This is a genomic window from Enterobacter sp. Cy-643, from assembly GCF_011752815.1.
Taxonomy (GTDB): Bacteria; Pseudomonadota; Gammaproteobacteria; order Enterobacterales; family Enterobacteriaceae; genus Cedecea.
Map to the genome: position 1 here is coordinate 697,878 of NZ_VWWV01000001.1, position 14,858 is coordinate 712,735.

The following is a 14,858-nucleotide window of genomic DNA, read 5'->3' on the forward strand; positions in this document are numbered from 1 at the left end:
AGCATGCTTAACTTACAGCGGGTGGCACAGTTTGTTGCGGTGGTGGAGGCCGGGGGATTTACCGCGGCGGCGCAGTCTATGCAGCAAACCAAAGCGGCGATCAGCTTTAACGTTCGCCAGCTTGAGGCAGAGCTTGGCGTTTCTCTGCTCGTGCGCTCCACGCGGCGAGTGGCGTTAACCCAGGCGGGGGAAGTGTTCTACCAGCGCGCTCTGCAGCTGTTAAGGGAGAGCGAAGCGCTGGTGGAAGATGTGCTGGGGCATCATGGCGGATTTTCTGGCGAACTGAGTATTTCGACAACGCCGGAATACGGCCAGGCAAAGGTTATCCCGGCGTTAAGCGCCTTTGGCAGGCTGCATCCGGGCCTGACCATCCGGCACGAATCTTCGTCTGCCCCGGCTAATCTTATCTCCGGGCAGTTTGACGTGGCAATTCGCCTGGGCAAGCTGGTGGATTCGTCCTACCGCGCGGCGCTGATCGAGCGGTTCGAGATTGTGGCGGTTGCCGCCCCGCAATGGCTCGAACGAAACCCTGTCGCCAGCCTGGAGGCGCTGGCCGAAGCGGAATGGGTCATTCATCGCCGGTTGCTAACCCCCAGAGAATGGCAGGTCATTGGGCCTGATCGGGAAACGCGGGAGCTGACGATAACCGGGCCAGCCCGTTTTATGACCGACACGGCCGCGGCGCTCATGGCTTTTGTGGTTCAGGGCTGCGGCGTAGGTTTATTGCCCGAATGGCTGGTGCGCAGGGCGATAGCGCGCGGTGAGCTTCTGCATGTGCTACCGGAATACCGTTTCCCGTCCCAGGGAATTTATGCGGTTTACCCCAATACGCGGCATGTTCCAGCGAAAGTACGTGCCCTGATAGACTTTTTGCAGGAGTGGGAAAATAACAGACCCGCTTAGCGGGCCTGTTTTTCTGCTTACAGCGCTTTTTGGGTTTTACCCTGCACTGTTGAAGCCGCTTGTGCAGACGAAATGCCCGGCAGCTCAATTTTCAGCCCGAAGGTCAGCAGCGAATACAATACGCCCCCGGTCAGCATCGAGACAATGACGCCCAGGTTCGCCGTCGCAAAGACGCTGTGGCGGGTTTCCTCGGTCAGCAGGAAGCCCACCACGTGGGCGATGTACGGGTCGCCGGAAGTAATTGTGCCCAGCCCCACAAAGGTCGCGATACCCAGCGAAAGCAGCGCTGTCCAGCGGCCATCCCGGCCACCAAAACCGGCTTTATTCGCCATCGCCACATCCCAGCCCAGACGCTTCTGGCGCAGGAAGTCTATCAGCTGAATCGCCCCGGCGGAGCCAATCACCACCGAAATAGAGGCCAGGAACGACTGGAAGGTCGCCAGGAATGAATCGGAAATAAACATCAGGTAGAACGCACCGAAGCCGATAATCGCCGCATTCAGCGTGGTCGTCGTGGCGCGGCTGGCCGGAATACCCAGCGCCAGCAGGGCAAGACCTGAACTGTATACGCCGGTAATTGCCGCCGCCAACAGCGAAACGATAATCACGATGGAGAACGGCACGTAGAACCAGAACGGCAGCAGGTTAGTCAGCGAGGCGATAGGCGACTGCGCCGCCGCCGCGCTCAGGTCCGGGTTGCTGTCGGCGAGGAATGCGCCCAGCACCAGCAGAATGCTTACCGGCAGAGAAATCCCGGTAGTCGTCCAGAAAATCACTTTTGAAGCCTGCGTTTTCTTCGGCAAATAGCGTGCGAAGTCGCCGCCGTAGTTCAGGAAGCCTAAGCCTACCATCGTCATTGCCATTACCACGCCGCCGATGTACGTCAGCAGGTCGCCGTGCGCCGCGCTCTGACCCAGCTTTTCCCAGTGAATATGCGGCAGCATCAGGAAGATAAAGATGATGCTCATAAACCCGGTCAGCCAGGCGATGTATTTCTCCACCTTCATGATCAGCTGGTGACCATAAATGGCGACCGACATGGTCAGCGCCAGGCTGACGATGAACCAGCCGAGAATACAAACCAGCGTCGGTTTGCCGTCCGCCAGCGCAAAAGCCGCAGGCCAGAGCCTGGCGAACAGCGCCGCGCCGGTGGACGAGGCGAGGGTAATAATGGTGATTTTCCAGCCCATGTTGGAGATATAGGCAAACAGGGTTGGGAACTTATTGCCGTGATAGCCGAAGCAGAAGCGGGTCTGGGTTAGCGTGGGCAGGCCGGTTCTTGGCCCGCCCACCGCCAGCACGCCGACCAGGCAGCAGGAGAGCAGGTAGCCGATGATTCCGGCGGTGATCGACTGCCAGACGCTCAGGCCGAGCGAATAAACGTAAATCCCGTAGGTCATTCCCAGAATAGAGACGTTCCAGGAAAACCAAATCGGGAACAGCCCGGCAGGTTTGCCGTAGCGTTCTGCTTCCGGGACGGCATTGACGCCGTTTGCTTCAACTTTTATGCCGCCCGTGGCCGGCTGGTGTGTAGAGTTTGTCATCGGAGAACCCTTATGGGAGAAATCAATCGCAGAGAAGTGCGGTTTCTAAAGCGAGCTCAATCATGTTGTCTAACGTGTTTTGTAGTTCTTCTGCCGTCGGCTCTTTCCCCGTGACGCTGCTTACGCACGCCGTCAGCAGGCTCAGGGCTTTGGCGCGGTACTGCGCGGCGATAGTGAAAAGCGCCGAGGTTTCCATTTCCACCGCAAGGATATTCATCTTTTTGAGGGCAGGGAGCATGCCTTCGGGTTTGTCGTACAGCAGGTCGTTGGTAAAGGTGTTGCCGAACCGGGTCGGAATATTGTGTTGCCCGGCCGCCGTCCAGCAGCGGCGCAGCAGGTCAAAATCCGGTACGGCCGCGTAGTCGTAGCCGCCAAAGCGGTCGCGGTTTACCGAGGATGAGGTGCCCGCGCCGGTGGCGACAATCACGTGGCGCATATCCACGCTTTCATCCACTGCACCGCAGGTGCCGATGCGAATAAGTTGCTTAACGCCAAACGCGTTGATCAATTCATGGGCGTAAATCGAAACGGACGGAATGCCCATCCCGTGCGCCATCACGGAAAGACGCTTACCTTTGTAGTAACCGGTAAAGCCGAACATATTGCGGGTATCGCACACGCGCTTTGCATCAGTTAAATACGTCTGCGCAATGTACTGCGCGCGCAGCGGGTCGCCGGGCATGATCACGGTTTCGGCAAAGTCGCCGGGGTTGGCGTTAATATGTGGCGTCATCAGACGATCTCCAGGCTGGTTTCATGCCATTACGATAGAAATCCCGCTGCTTGCAGAAAAAGGCAAATGTCCGACCGGGCTGACGGCGATCACAAAATTGATTTTTGCCCGGAAAAGAAAAGTGAAACGCCAGGGCTGGCAAGGGATGAGTAAAACGCGGAGTATTGACAATACCGAGAGGCGATAGTTAATCTCAGCCGCCTTTTTCGCTGCAGCCTCTGGCGAAACAGGCAATACTTGACGGGTTAGTGACCTTATTGAGCTGCGTGGCAGCCCTGCCGGAGAGCGACAACACCATGAATACTATTCAGAAATTCGCTCAGCGCGGGCACCAGATCCTGCGCGATGCCGTGTACGCAGCACCGCTTAAAAGCAAAGAGATCGGCCCCGATGAATTTATTCTGCGCCAGGGCGAGGAGATCAAAGCGCTCTACTGGATCACGCTCGGCGAGTACACCATGCACTACAACGCCGAAAACGGGAAAGCGTTCAGCCTGGGGCAGCGCTTTGTCAGCGATACCATCATCGGCGAAATAGAATATCTGACCCATACGCCGAGCCAGTTCTCGGTCGTGGCCCATGACACCATGACGGTAAAAATCATCCCGCTGGCGATGATGGACACCATCCTGACCAGCCACGCGGAAGTCGGCGTCTGGCTCAGCCAGCTGCTTTCCACCAGCTACCAGCGCGGAATGGCGAGAACCATGGAGCGTTTCCTGCAGCCGCTGGTGTTTAACATCGTGGCGGACCTGTATGAGCGCCATCGGCAGAACAAGCCGCTGGTGGACTTCTCGCAGGTGTCTCGCGAGGCCGAGCGCTTTGGCTGCTCGGAAAGAACCTACCGCCGGGTGATCAACCAGCTGATAGAAGAGCAGTATATTCAGAAAGTGGCCCATGAATACGTGATTTTCGACATCGAGAAATTCCGCCAGGTGCTGACGAATCCGGGGCGTATTAGCTAACCAATTTGTAGCAAACGGCTAAAAAGCAAAGAAAAAACAGTGATAGACTCCGGGGATACGTTATCCGAAAGGGAGTAGGGCAGTGAGTGAGTCCGTCGAAAATCAGAACGCGTTTAAACATGCCTTTAATCATGCGCTTTTGCAGGACATCGCGAGCCTAATCGCGCGGCATTATCCCGCCTTTAACGCCGAAGCGTTTTTAAACAAAGCACAAGACCTCGATAAGCTGGAAATGAAGGCCAGAGTTCAGGCCATCCGCGACGCGCTGGCGGCTGAGCTCCCGCAGGACTACCCGACAGCATTGGGCGTGGTGGTTGCCGTATTAAAAGAGCATAAGCTGCGCGGTTTTGCCGTCTGGCCATTTGCGGAGTTTATTCAGGTTTATGGCCTGAACCACCCGGAGATTTCCCTCGAAGCCCTGAAAGTGGTTACCGTCTGCTTTACCGCCGAATGGGCGGTACGGCCCTTTATTAAACAGAACCCTGAAGAAACCATGCACTTTCTGCTTAAATGTGCACAGGATGAAAGCGTGGATATCCGTCGCTGGGCATCGGAAGGCACTCGTCCGCGCGTGCCGTGGGGCGAAAAGCTGCATCTGTTTATTGAAGACCCGGCGGGAACAACAGCGATTCTGGATGCCCTGAAGTTCGACCCGGAGCTTTACGTCAGAAAAAGCGTCGCCAACCACCTGAACGACATCACCAAAGACCACCCGGACTATGTCATTCGGCTCCTGCAACGCTGGCAGCAGCAGGCGAAACTGTCTGGCGGTGACGACGTGAAAAAAGTCGCGTGGATAACCCGCCATTCGCTGCGTACCTTAATCAAGAACGGCCACCCGGATGCGCTGGCGCTGATCGGCGTGCAGCACGGCGCGGACGTCGCGCTGGATGCCTTCTCCATAAAGCAAAAAACCATCACTCTGGGCGAAAACCTCGAGTTTAAGATCGGCCTCCGCTCAACCAGCGGCGCGCCGCAAAGCCTCGTGGTGGACTACGTGCTCCACTTTATGAAAGCCAACGGCAGCCCCGCCCCGAAGGTCTTCAAGCTCCGCGTGTTCGAACTGCCGGCCAACGGAACGGTAACGATAGAGAAAAAACATGCGGTGAAGAAAATCACCACCCGGCAGTATTACCCTGGCGTGCAGCGGATCGAGATTCAGGTCAACGGCAAGGTGCTTGGGGGAGAGGAGTGGGAGCTGGATTTATAGCAAGGATCCGCCGCCGGCGTTTTGCGGGTGGCGATGATTTTATTGCGCCTAAGCCTTGGTTATACCAACAGAACAGATTTTGCCTTAAAACTATTTAATAAATGGATTTAAAAGATCTGGAATAAATAAGTTCAATGAATAATAAGTTCATGCAGTAAAGGAAAAAACGCTTGAATGGGCTTTACAGTTTGGCTTCTCTGGCCGCAGATGAATTTTAAAGAAAAAATATTAATGAAAATATGCTAAGACTCAGAGATATATCGGTCACTTACTATTTTCCGCATGACTACATCATCGTAATTCATTCATAAACTAAATAATTGTATGATTTTAATTCGATGGTAGCATAAACCCTTCCAAAAGGAGGGTTTATGTCTAAAGGAATAAAACGAGGTGGCTTACGGCTGCTGACGCTCGGGGAAATTAAGCTCGCCAGAACACTCTACGGTAACGCTATTGAATATCACAAAGTTTGGATTCATCGTGGAAGTTATTTGCCTTTCAACATGCAGAGTAATAACTACGCCATGACGCCTAATGGAGAAATATGGTTTCAGGCGGGTGTTTATGAATCTGATTATTCAATGTCGCACATGACAATGAAACGCATTGATGGGCAGCACATATTCATGCATGAAATGATGCATGTCTGGCAGCATCAGAGAGGGATGTGGGTGCGCACTCGCGGAGCTTTCTCCTGGGCCGCTGACTACACCTATGATCTCGAAAAACCGACACTGCTCGATTACGGCCTGGAGCAACAAGCCTGCATTGTAAGCGATTACTGGCTGCTAAAAACCCATGGATTTGCAGGATATTCCCACCTCTACAATCTTCGCCACCTTAACCCGGCGGAGCCGACGGTTTCACTGTTTTCACGGTACAAGAAAATACTGGGGAGATTTCCTTTATGAAGCATGTTGTTGCATTTGTTTCTGCCTGTTCTTTGCTTACTGGCTGCGTAGGTGAAAATCTAGGGGTAGGCGAGTGGCGAAGCTATGACATTATTAACGGCAATCTCTGTTTTACCGTTGATAAATCCGATGTACTAAGTCGCTATTCAATTTCTTCATTACAAGGTGACGACTTTAAAGATCTTGCTACTGCTGACTACGAACACCTCATTTATCCAGATACCTGCATTAAGGTTCCGCTTACCCGTGGCTACATCTACCAAACGTCTTACACGCTGAATAACAAAGTCTATCGATATGGCTTTTTCATCGACAACAACGGATTATTCATCGAGCTCGGCTGCGGGAAGTAACGCCTCTGCCTGAACCATCAAAAGCAAAAAGCCCGCTTAAGTTTCCTTAAGCGGGCTTCTTAAATTTGGCTCCTCTGACTGGACTCGAACCAGTGACATACGGATTAACAGTCCGCCGTTCTACCGACTGAACTACAGAGGAATCGTGTGAACGGGGCGAATATTAGCGGCGGCTCCGGGGCTTGTCAAAGGCAAAATCTCACCCTGTGGTGCGTTTGCGGAAACTATCAACATCTTGTTGCCTTTTCAGGCAATCAGAGACAAAAAAATCCTTTGCAGGATAACGATTTGTCGCTCATTATTTGAAATGCCGTTTTATCTTTCCTTGCAGGTCCTCGCTTGAACTTACATGCAGTCCTTCGCCAGAGCGTGGCGAAAACGCCGTGGTACGCCAAACGTAAGAGTTATCGGGTGCTGTTCTGGCGTGAGATAACGCCGCTGGCGGTGCCAATCTTCCTCGAAAACACCTGCGTATTGCTGATGGGGGTGTTGAGTACCTTCCTCGTGAGTTGGTTAGGGAAAGAGGCGATGGCGGGCGTAGGGCTCGCCGACAGTTTTAACATGGTGATCATGGCGTTCTTTGCCGCTATCGATCTCGGCACCACGGTGGTGGTGGCGTTCAGCTTCGGCAGGCTGGATCCGGAGCGGGCGAGGGCGGCGGCCCGGCAGTCGCTGATCCTGATGACCATTGTTTCCTTCATTATGGCCGCAGGCATTCACCTGGCGGGCACGCATATCATCGATGTGATTGCCGGGAACGCCACGCCGGAAGTTAAAGCTCTCGCACTTTCTTACCTGCAAACCACGGTCTGGAGCTACCCGGCGGCAGCCATAGCGCTGATCGGTAGCGGCGCGCTGCGCGGGGCGGGGAACACCAAAATCCCGCTGCTGATTAACGGCGGCATGAACATCCTCAACATCATCATCAGCAGCATTCTTATCTACGGCATCTTCGGCTGGGGCGGGCTGGGCTTTATCGGCGCTGGCCTGGGATTGACCATTTCCCGCTACATCGGCGCGGCGGGCATTATCTTCGTGCTGATGATTGGCTTTAACCCGGCGCTGCGCATCTCGCTAAAAAGCTATTTTACGCCGCTCAACTGGGGCATTTTGTGGGAAGTGCTCGGCATCGGCATTCCGGCCAGCGTCGAGTCGGTGCTTTTCAACGGCGGCAAGCTGCTGACGCAAATGTTCGTTGCCGGAATGGGCACCAACGTTATTGCCGGTAACTTTATTGCTTTTTCCGTCGCCTCGCTGATTAACCTGCCGGGTAACGCCCTGGGATCAGCCTCGACTATTATCGTCGGCAGGCGGTTAGGGAAAGGGCAAATTGGCCAGGCCGAGCGCCAGCTGCGGCACACGTTCTGGCTCGCCACCATTGGCCTGACGATCATAGCCTGGGGAACCGCGCCGTTCGCCGGGTTATTCGCCTCGTTCTACACCAGTGAAGATGACGTCAAAGAAGTCGTCAAAGTTCTGCTGTGGATGAACGCCGCCTTTATGCCGATCTGGGCCGCTTCCTGGGTGCTACCTGCCGGGCTGAAGGGCGCCCGTGACGCACGTTTTGCGATGTGGGTGTCGATGGCGGGGATGTGGGGTTGCCGCGTTATCGCCGGCTACACGCTGGGGATTGTACTGGGCATGGGCGTGGTAGGCGTCTGGCTGGGAATGTTCGGCGACTGGGCGGTGCGCGGCGCCTGCTTCTACTGGCGAATGGTCAGCGGCCGCTGGCTGAAAAAATACCCGCGACCGCCGAAAGAACCTGTTCAGGTTCAGGGAGAAAGCACCGTTTAGCGTTCGAAAGCCCCGGCAATGGCCCGCATGTCGTTGCCGGTTGGCGTCTGGTGAATACGCAGCCCAAACTCGTCCACCACGGCAAAAATGTGGTCGAAAATGTCGGCCTGAATGCTTTCATACTCGGCCCAAACCACGGTGTTGGTGAAGGCATAAATCTCCACCGGCAACCCTTCGCTTTCAGGGGCAAGCTGGCGCACCATCAGCGTCATGTCTTTGCGAATACGCGGGTGGCTGCGCAGGTACTCATTCAGATAGGCCCGGAAGGTGCCAACGTTGGTCATTTGGCGCTGGTTCAGCACCGAGTCGTCGGCGTGCTGCTGGTTGTAGTCGCTGATCTCTTTCCCACGCTCCGCCATATACGGCTGCAGCAGTTTCGCCTTAAGGAGCTTCTCCTGCTCTCCCTGCGACAGAAAACGAATGCTGGTGGTGTCAATGTTCACGCTGCGCTTGATGCGGCGCCCGCCTGAGGCCGACATCCCGCTCCAGTTTTTAAACGCGTCAGACACCAGGGCGTAGGTTGGAATGGTGGTGATAGTGTTGTCCCAGTTCTGCACTTTCACCGTCGTCAGGCCGATGTCGATCACCGCCCCGTCCGCGCCGTATTTCGGCATCTCCAGCCAGTCGCCCATTTTCAGCATGCTGTTGGCAGAAAGCTGGATCCCGGCGACCAGGCCGAGAATCGGGTCTTTAAACACCAACATCAGCACGGCGGCCATCGCGCCGAGACCGCTTATCAATATCGCCGGGGATTTGCCGATCAGCAGCGAAACCATCATGATGCCGACGACAATCGCGGCCAGCAGCTTCACGCCCTGGAAAATACCTTTCAGCGGAAGCTGAGAGGCGAAAGCGAATTTTCCCGACAGGCTGAAGATCACGTCCAGCAGCGAGAAGAAGGACATCAGCGCGTAGAGCATGACCCACAGCTGGGCGCAGGTGGTCAGAATGGTGGCCGCGTCGCTGCCTTTTTGCAGCCACAGCACCGCCTGAACGTTAACGATGATCCCCTGCAGCAGAAATGCCAGCCGCTGGAACAGTTTGTTCTGGGTGATTATCTGCAAGGAGAGGCTGGCGCTGGACTGTGCGCGCTTTTCAAAGGCGCGAAGCACGATGCCGTGCAGAATAAAATGCACCACCAGCGCGGTAAGAAAAATGATGCCGAAAATGACGATCAGGGAAGTGGTGTGAGTGGGTTGAATGCCGTATTGCTCGAGGGCGGATATCAATTCCTGCATAACGTCTCCTTTAAAAACAAGAGGACATCATGCCCTCTGCAGCCGGCGGTCGCAACCCGGCTGTACAATTAGTAGACATATTAACGCGTAATCCTTACAGAATTGTCTCAGGGCGGTTATGCTTAATGCATTCACATCATGTTAACTAACAGGGAAATTATGATTCGTTTCTCCACGCTGGCATTTGCTCTGGCGGCGGTCACGCAGAGTGTGATGGCCGTGACTTATCCTTTACCGCCGGAAGGCAGCCGCCTGGTCGGTGCGCCCCTGACGGTTACCGTGCCGGAGGGAAACAAGGAGCCGCTGGAACACTTTGCCGCTCAGTACGGGCAGGGTTTCAGCAATATGCTGGAGGCCAACCCGGGCGTCGATCCATTCCTGCCGAAGGCGGGTACGCAGCTGGCGATCCCGCAGCAGGTCATCTTGCCGGATACGGTGCGGGAAGGGATTGTGGTGAACGTGGCGGAAATGCGCCTTTATTATTATCCGAAGGACACTAACACCGTAGAAATCCTGCCGATAGGTATTGGTCAGGCCGGACGCGAAACGCCGCGCAACTGGGTCACCCGCGTCGAGCGCAAGCAGGATGCCCCGGCCTGGACGCCAACCCCGAATACCCGCCGCGAATACGCCAAAGAAGGTAAAACGCTGCCTGCCTTTGTGCCGCCGGGGCCGGATAACCCGATGGGCCTGTACGCCATTTACATCGGCAAGCTGTACGCCATTCACGGCACCAACGCCAATTTTGGTATCGGCCTGCGCGTCAGCCAGGGCTGCATCCGCTTGCGCAATGATGACATTAAATTCCTGTTCGATAATGTGCCGGTCGGAACTCGCGTTCAGCTCATCGATCAGCCGGTGAAGGTGACCGTGGAGCCGGACGGCAAACGCTGGCTGGAGGTGCACGAACCGCTGTCGCGCAACCGCGCGGAGTTTGAGTCCGACAAGAAAGTGCCGCTACCGATGACCACGATATTGCGCGGCGAAACTCAGTCGTCTGGTGTGAATCCGACGGTGGTGAGTGAGGCGCTTAATAGACGCTCGGGGATGCCAGTCCAAATAAATACAGCCGCCACGGAAACAGGGCGACTGTAATATTCAGTCAGAAAAATAAAAGCTCGCAAATCGCGAGCTTTTATTTATTTGAATAATTCTGCGGTAGCATAAAGTTTATTTTTTCCGCCAGCAGAAGTCACTTTAAAGGCCGTGGCACCGGCTTTATCTGCTTTGTCAGAAAGTTGATTTATCGCCTGGTCCAGGGTGTATGCCCCGCTGGTTGACACTGTGCCAATGCTCGGTCCGGTGCCAGTGTGCTGGACTTCAGTAGCGGCTAAAGCTGTACCGGTAAGGGCGGTCAATACGGTCAGGGCGAGGGCGGAGTTAATCAGTTTACGCATCATTTTGAGTCTCTCAATGTAGGTATTAAAGTGAGTCGTCGGTGAATGCGTTGCATGCTACGTTGCCACCTGCGTAATGAACAGCCGGCATTATTGATGAAGACTTTCAAAATTTCTGGCTGGTAATATCCGGGTGTTATTGACTGTAAATTAATATCAGCCATCTTATTTTTTCCTTAATTAATCTGCCACAACGTGAAGTTTTGGTGGCTATAAAGCGGTGGGGCGTTAATAAAAAACGCACGGAGGGAATCGCTCCGTGCGTCGGGTTATTGCTCGTCAGTCCCAGCGTGGCCGGGTCTTTAGCGCAATAGCAAAGGCAAATTAAACCCCAAGGCGATCGCGAAGACTGTAGTAAGCCGCGCCCATCGCGGTAAACGGAATACGGAACGTGCGGCCACCCGGGAACGGGTAATGCGGCAGGCTGGCGAAGGCATTGAAGCGCTCCGCATCGCCGCGCAGCAGTTCTGCAATCAGGCGGCCAGCCAGGTGGGTATAAGTCACGCCGTGCCCGCTGCAGCCCTGGCTGTAGTAAATATTCTTATCCAGACGGCCTACCTGCGGCAGGCGAGACAGGGTCAGCAGGAAGTTTCCGGTCCAGCTGTAGTCAATCTTCACTCCCTTAAGCTGCGGGAAGGTTTTCAGCAGGTTTGGCATCACCTGGCGTTCAATATCCACCGGATCACGGGCGCCGTACACCACGCCGCCGCCGTACAGCAGGCGGTTATCGGCGGTCAGGCGGTAGTAATCCAGCAGGTAGTTACAATCTTCCACACAGTAATTTTTTGGGATCAGCGCGCGGGCAAGATCTTCTCCCAGCGGCTCGGTGGTCAACACCTGCGTGCCGCACGGCATGCTGCGCTTCGCCAGTTCCGGTTCAAGTTTATTGCCGAGATAGGCGTTCCCGGCGACAATCACGTACTTCGCCGTGACCTTGCCTTTCGCCGTGCTGACCACTGCCGGGCTGGCGTGCTCAATGTGGGTCACCGGGGACTGTTCGAAAATGCGTCCGCCATTCAGGCGAATCGCATTGGCCTCGCCAATCGCCAGATTCAGCGGGTGAATATGGCCGCCGCTGTGGTCGAGCAGAGCGCCAACGTAGCGGTCGCTGTCCACTTCCCGCTTCAGCTCGCTGGCGTCAAGCAGTTCAAGCTGGGTGTTACCGTAGCGCTCCCAGTTGGCCTTTTGCTCTTCCAGGGTCTCCAGCTGTTTGTGGTTCATCGCCACAAACAGGCCGCCGGGGCGATAGTCGCATTCAATCTGGTAGCGCCTGATGCGCTCGCGAATAATTTCCCCGCCTTCGAACATCATACTGCCGAGCATTTTGGCCGCTTCCGGGCCATAGCGGCGCTCAATCACGTCGATGTCGCGGCTGTAGGAGTTCACCAGTTGCCCGCCGTTGCGCCCGCTGGCGCCAAAGCCGATGCGCGCGGACTCCAGTAGCACCACGTCATAACCCATTTCAGACAGATGCAGCGCGGACGAAAGGCCGGTGTAGCCGCCGCCAACCACGCATACGTCGCAGGTTACGGATTCGTTCAGCTGCGGGAAAGGCGCATATTGGTTGGCGCTGGCCGCGTAATAGCTGGTGGTATGTTCAGTCATGATGAAGGCTCCAGGGCAATCCAGATGGTTTTCAGTTCGCTAAATTTCTCAAGGGCATGCAGCGATTTGTCGCGGCCGTTGCCGCTCTGCTTATAGCCGCCGAACGGGACGGTCATATCGCCGTCGTTGTAGTTATTGACGAAAACGGAACCGGCTTTAAGGCTACGGCTCATGCGGTGGGCGCGGGAGAGATCCCGGGTCCATACGGCGGCACCGAGGCCGTAGTCGCTGTCGTTGGCCAGCGCGAGCGCCTGGGCTTCGGAGGTGAAGCGGGTAACGACGAGCACCGGGCCGAAGATCTCTTCTTTGCCGACTCGTGCATCTGCGGGTGTGTCGGTGAAAATTGTCGGGCCGATAGCCGCCGGATGAGCGCTGTTCCGCCCGTCGAGTGTGAGCTTGCCCTGGCTTTCGCCGTCGCGAATAAAGCCGTGGACGTTGTCGGCGTGGGCGCAGTCGATCAGCGTTCCCATAGTGGTTTCCGGGTCGAGCGGGTTGCCGGGCTGCCAGTTTTTAGCCTGCTCTTTCAGCAGGGCAATAAACGCGTCGGCGATGCTCTCTTCCAGCAGCAGGCGCGTGCCGGCGATGCAGACCTGGCCCTGGTTATAGAAAATACCGGCGGCGGTGGTTGCTGCGGCTTTTGGCAGGTCCGGGCAGTCGGCAAAAACGATATTGGCGCTTTTCCCGCCGGCTTCGAGCCAGACGCGTTTCATATTGCTGTCGCCCGCATCTTTCAGCAGCTGTTTGCCGGTGCGGGTGGAGCCGGTGAACGTAATCACGTCCACGTCCGGATGCTGAGCCAGCGCCTGGCCCGCCTCATGGCCAAACCCGGTCACAACGTTAAGCACGCCGTCCGGCAACCCCGCTTCTTTAGCCAGCGCCGCAAGACGAATTGCCGACAGCGGTGATTTTTCGGAAGGTTTGAGAATAACGCTATTGCCCGCTGCCAGCGCCGGGCCGAGCTTCCAGCAGGCCAGCAGCAACGGGAAGTTCCACGGCACAACGGCGGCGATCACCCCCACGGGCTCACGCACAATCAGCGCCAGTTCGTTAACGCCGGTGGTGGCGACTTCACCGTACACTTTGTCGATGGCTTCGGCGTACCAGCGGATAGCGCGGGCGCTGCCCGGAATATCATCACGCAGGCTATGGCGAATAGGTTTGCCGGTGTCCAGCGTTTCCAGCAGCGCCAGCTCCTCGTGATGCTGTTCCATTAAATCCGCCAGCCTGCTGAGCACGGCTTTGCGTTTGGCCGGGGAAGCCTGCGCCCAGTCGCCGCGATCAAAGACATCGCGGGCGGCCTTCACCGCAATATCGACGTCAGCTTTTTTACCTCGCGCCACTTCGGCAAGGTCGCGCTGTGCAAAAGGATCGACGGTACTAAATGTTTCACCGTTCTGCGCCGCGCAATATTCGCCGTTAATAAATAAACGCGTTTCGGGAGCGGTATTTTTGGCTTTCTCCAGCCAGTAATTAAGATGCTGAAAGTCCATGATGACTCCTTTTATTCAATCGGATAAATGGCCTTACTGGGTTCTTCAGGCAAATTTGGGCTGCAAAAAGCCCCAGGAAATAAGTCCTGTTAAAAAAGGTGTTTAAATAAGGCCTGAAAACTCAGGCCTGAAAATAATTAGAACGTGGTGGGGGTATGGGCGCTGATAATACGGCAGATGCCTGCCGAGGTGTTGCTGAAGCTGTGCGGCATGCTGGTGTTAATAGCATAGCTTTGCCCCGCAACCAGGTGCCAGGTCTGGCCGTTTACGGTCAAAACCACTTCACCTTCCAGTATCGTGCCCGTCTCCTCACCCTGGTGTTTGATCCTCTCGCCGGTGGTTGTGCCCGGCTGATAGGTCTCAATGATCATCGCCAGCGTACGGTTAGGATTCCCATTGTGTATTAATTTCATTGAAACACCCTGACTGCCTATTTCAATCAGATCGTCGTAATTGATAACGACCTGTGGCTCATCAGGTTTTTCCGGTTCCGCGAAGAACTCGGAGAGCGACAGCCCGTAGACTTTCAGCAGCTTTTGCAGCGTACTGATGGCAGGACTGACTTTGTCCTGTTCTATGGTGCTGATGGCGCTATGCGTTAATCCAGACAGTTCGGCGGCACGACGTTGAGAGAGACCCAGTTGCTGTCGGATCGCTGACAAACGTTTACCCGGCGCCAGGCCGTCATCGCTCATAGTGGCATTTCCTTAAC

At 55.6% G+C, this 14,858-nt stretch carries 14 protein-coding genes and 1 tRNA gene; 7 read left to right on the forward strand and 8 right to left on the reverse strand.

The features are described from left to right. The first annotated feature begins 3 nt into the window (after positions 1-3). Positions 4-903, forward strand: coding sequence for a LysR family transcriptional regulator (locus F3J29_RS03210; RefSeq protein ID WP_166862958.1), 900 nt, complete (start codon positions 4-6; stop codon positions 901-903). A gap of 17 nt (positions 904-920) precedes the next feature. Here the strand turns inward: F3J29_RS03210 and F3J29_RS03215 are convergent, their stop codons facing one another. Together F3J29_RS03215 and deoD are read right to left on the reverse strand one after the other, a co-directional pair. Further along, positions 921-2,447, reverse strand: a complete 1,527-nt coding sequence (locus tag F3J29_RS03215) for a purine-cytosine permease family protein (RefSeq protein WP_166862960.1) — start codon at positions 2,445-2,447, stop codon at positions 921-923. A 22-nt stretch (positions 2,448-2,469) separates the two neighbouring features. Then, positions 2,470-3,183 (reverse strand): purine-nucleoside phosphorylase, encoded by a 714-nt coding sequence (deoD, locus tag F3J29_RS03220; RefSeq protein WP_286175203.1) that lies wholly within the window; start codon positions 3,181-3,183, stop codon positions 2,470-2,472. A 293-nt stretch (positions 3,184-3,476) separates the two neighbouring features. Here deoD and F3J29_RS03225 point away from each other — a divergent pair, with 293 nt between their 5' ends. The 4 genes from F3J29_RS03225 (at position 3,477) to F3J29_RS03240 (ending at position 6,622) form a co-directional block, all read left to right on the forward strand. Beyond that, complete coding sequence (locus F3J29_RS03225) at positions 3,477-4,145, forward strand: Crp/Fnr family transcriptional regulator (protein ID WP_166862965.1); 669 nt, start codon at positions 3,477-3,479, stop codon at positions 4,143-4,145. A gap of 82 nt (positions 4,146-4,227) precedes the next feature. After that, complete coding sequence (locus F3J29_RS03230) at positions 4,228-5,355, forward strand: DNA alkylation repair protein (RefSeq protein WP_166862966.1); 1,128 nt, start codon at positions 4,228-4,230, stop codon at positions 5,353-5,355. A 371-nt stretch (positions 5,356-5,726) separates the two neighbouring features. Then, positions 5,727-6,269 carry a type IV secretion protein Rhs gene (locus F3J29_RS03235; RefSeq protein WP_166862968.1) on the forward strand — a complete coding sequence of 181 codons (543 nt, stop codon included), beginning with the start codon at positions 5,727-5,729 and terminating at the stop codon, positions 6,267-6,269. Next, positions 6,266-6,622, forward strand: a complete 357-nt coding sequence (locus F3J29_RS03240) for a putative T6SS immunity periplasmic lipoprotein (protein ID WP_166862970.1) — start codon at positions 6,266-6,268, stop codon at positions 6,620-6,622. Before F3J29_RS03235 ends, F3J29_RS03240 begins: the two co-directional genes overlap by 4 nt. A 66-nt stretch (positions 6,623-6,688) precedes the next feature. Here F3J29_RS03240 and F3J29_RS03245 read toward each other — a convergent pair. Next, positions 6,689-6,764, reverse strand: a tRNA-Asn gene (locus F3J29_RS03245). 197 nt (positions 6,765-6,961) lie between these two features. On the opposite strand from F3J29_RS03245, the gene F3J29_RS03250 reads away from it, so the two are divergent. Then, entirely contained in the window at positions 6,962-8,416 is a 1,455-nt protein-coding gene (locus F3J29_RS03250) for an EmmdR/YeeO family multidrug/toxin efflux MATE transporter (RefSeq protein ID WP_166862972.1), read from the forward strand. Here the strand turns inward: F3J29_RS03250 and F3J29_RS03255 are convergent. Next, positions 8,413-9,654 (reverse strand): mechanosensitive ion channel family protein, encoded by a 1,242-nt coding sequence (locus tag F3J29_RS03255; protein WP_166862974.1) that lies wholly within the window; start codon positions 9,652-9,654, stop codon positions 8,413-8,415. The genes F3J29_RS03250 and F3J29_RS03255 overlap by 4 nt on opposite strands. Positions 9,655-9,813: 159 nt before the next feature. Here F3J29_RS03255 and ldtA point away from each other — a divergent pair, with 159 nt between their 5' ends. After that, positions 9,814-10,749 carry a L,D-transpeptidase gene (gene ldtA, locus F3J29_RS03260; protein WP_166862976.1) on the forward strand — a complete coding sequence of 312 codons (936 nt, stop codon included), beginning with the start codon at positions 9,814-9,816 and terminating at the stop codon, positions 10,747-10,749. Between the two features lie 44 nt (positions 10,750-10,793). Here the strand turns inward: ldtA and F3J29_RS03265 are convergent, their stop codons facing one another. The 4 genes from F3J29_RS03265 to puuR all read right to left on the reverse strand — a co-directional run bounded on the left by F3J29_RS03265 (position 10,794) and on the right by puuR (position 14,841). After that, positions 10,794-11,054 (reverse strand): YdgH/BhsA/McbA family protein, encoded by a 261-nt coding sequence (locus tag F3J29_RS03265; protein ID WP_166862978.1) that lies wholly within the window; start codon positions 11,052-11,054, stop codon positions 10,794-10,796. Between the two features lie 321 nt (positions 11,055-11,375). Beyond that, positions 11,376-12,656 carry an NAD(P)/FAD-dependent oxidoreductase gene (locus F3J29_RS03270; RefSeq protein WP_166862980.1) on the reverse strand — a complete coding sequence of 427 codons (1,281 nt, stop codon included), beginning with the start codon at positions 12,654-12,656 and terminating at the stop codon, positions 11,376-11,378. Beyond that, complete coding sequence (gene puuC / locus F3J29_RS03275) at positions 12,653-14,146, reverse strand: aldehyde dehydrogenase PuuC (RefSeq protein WP_166862982.1); 1,494 nt, start codon at positions 14,144-14,146, stop codon at positions 12,653-12,655. Before puuC ends, F3J29_RS03270 begins: the two co-directional genes overlap by 4 nt. A 137-nt stretch (positions 14,147-14,283) precedes the next feature. After that, positions 14,284-14,841, reverse strand: coding sequence for an HTH-type transcriptional regulator PuuR (gene puuR / locus F3J29_RS03280; protein ID WP_154189164.1), 558 nt, complete (start codon positions 14,839-14,841; stop codon positions 14,284-14,286). Between the last annotated feature and the right edge of the window lie 17 nt (positions 14,842-14,858).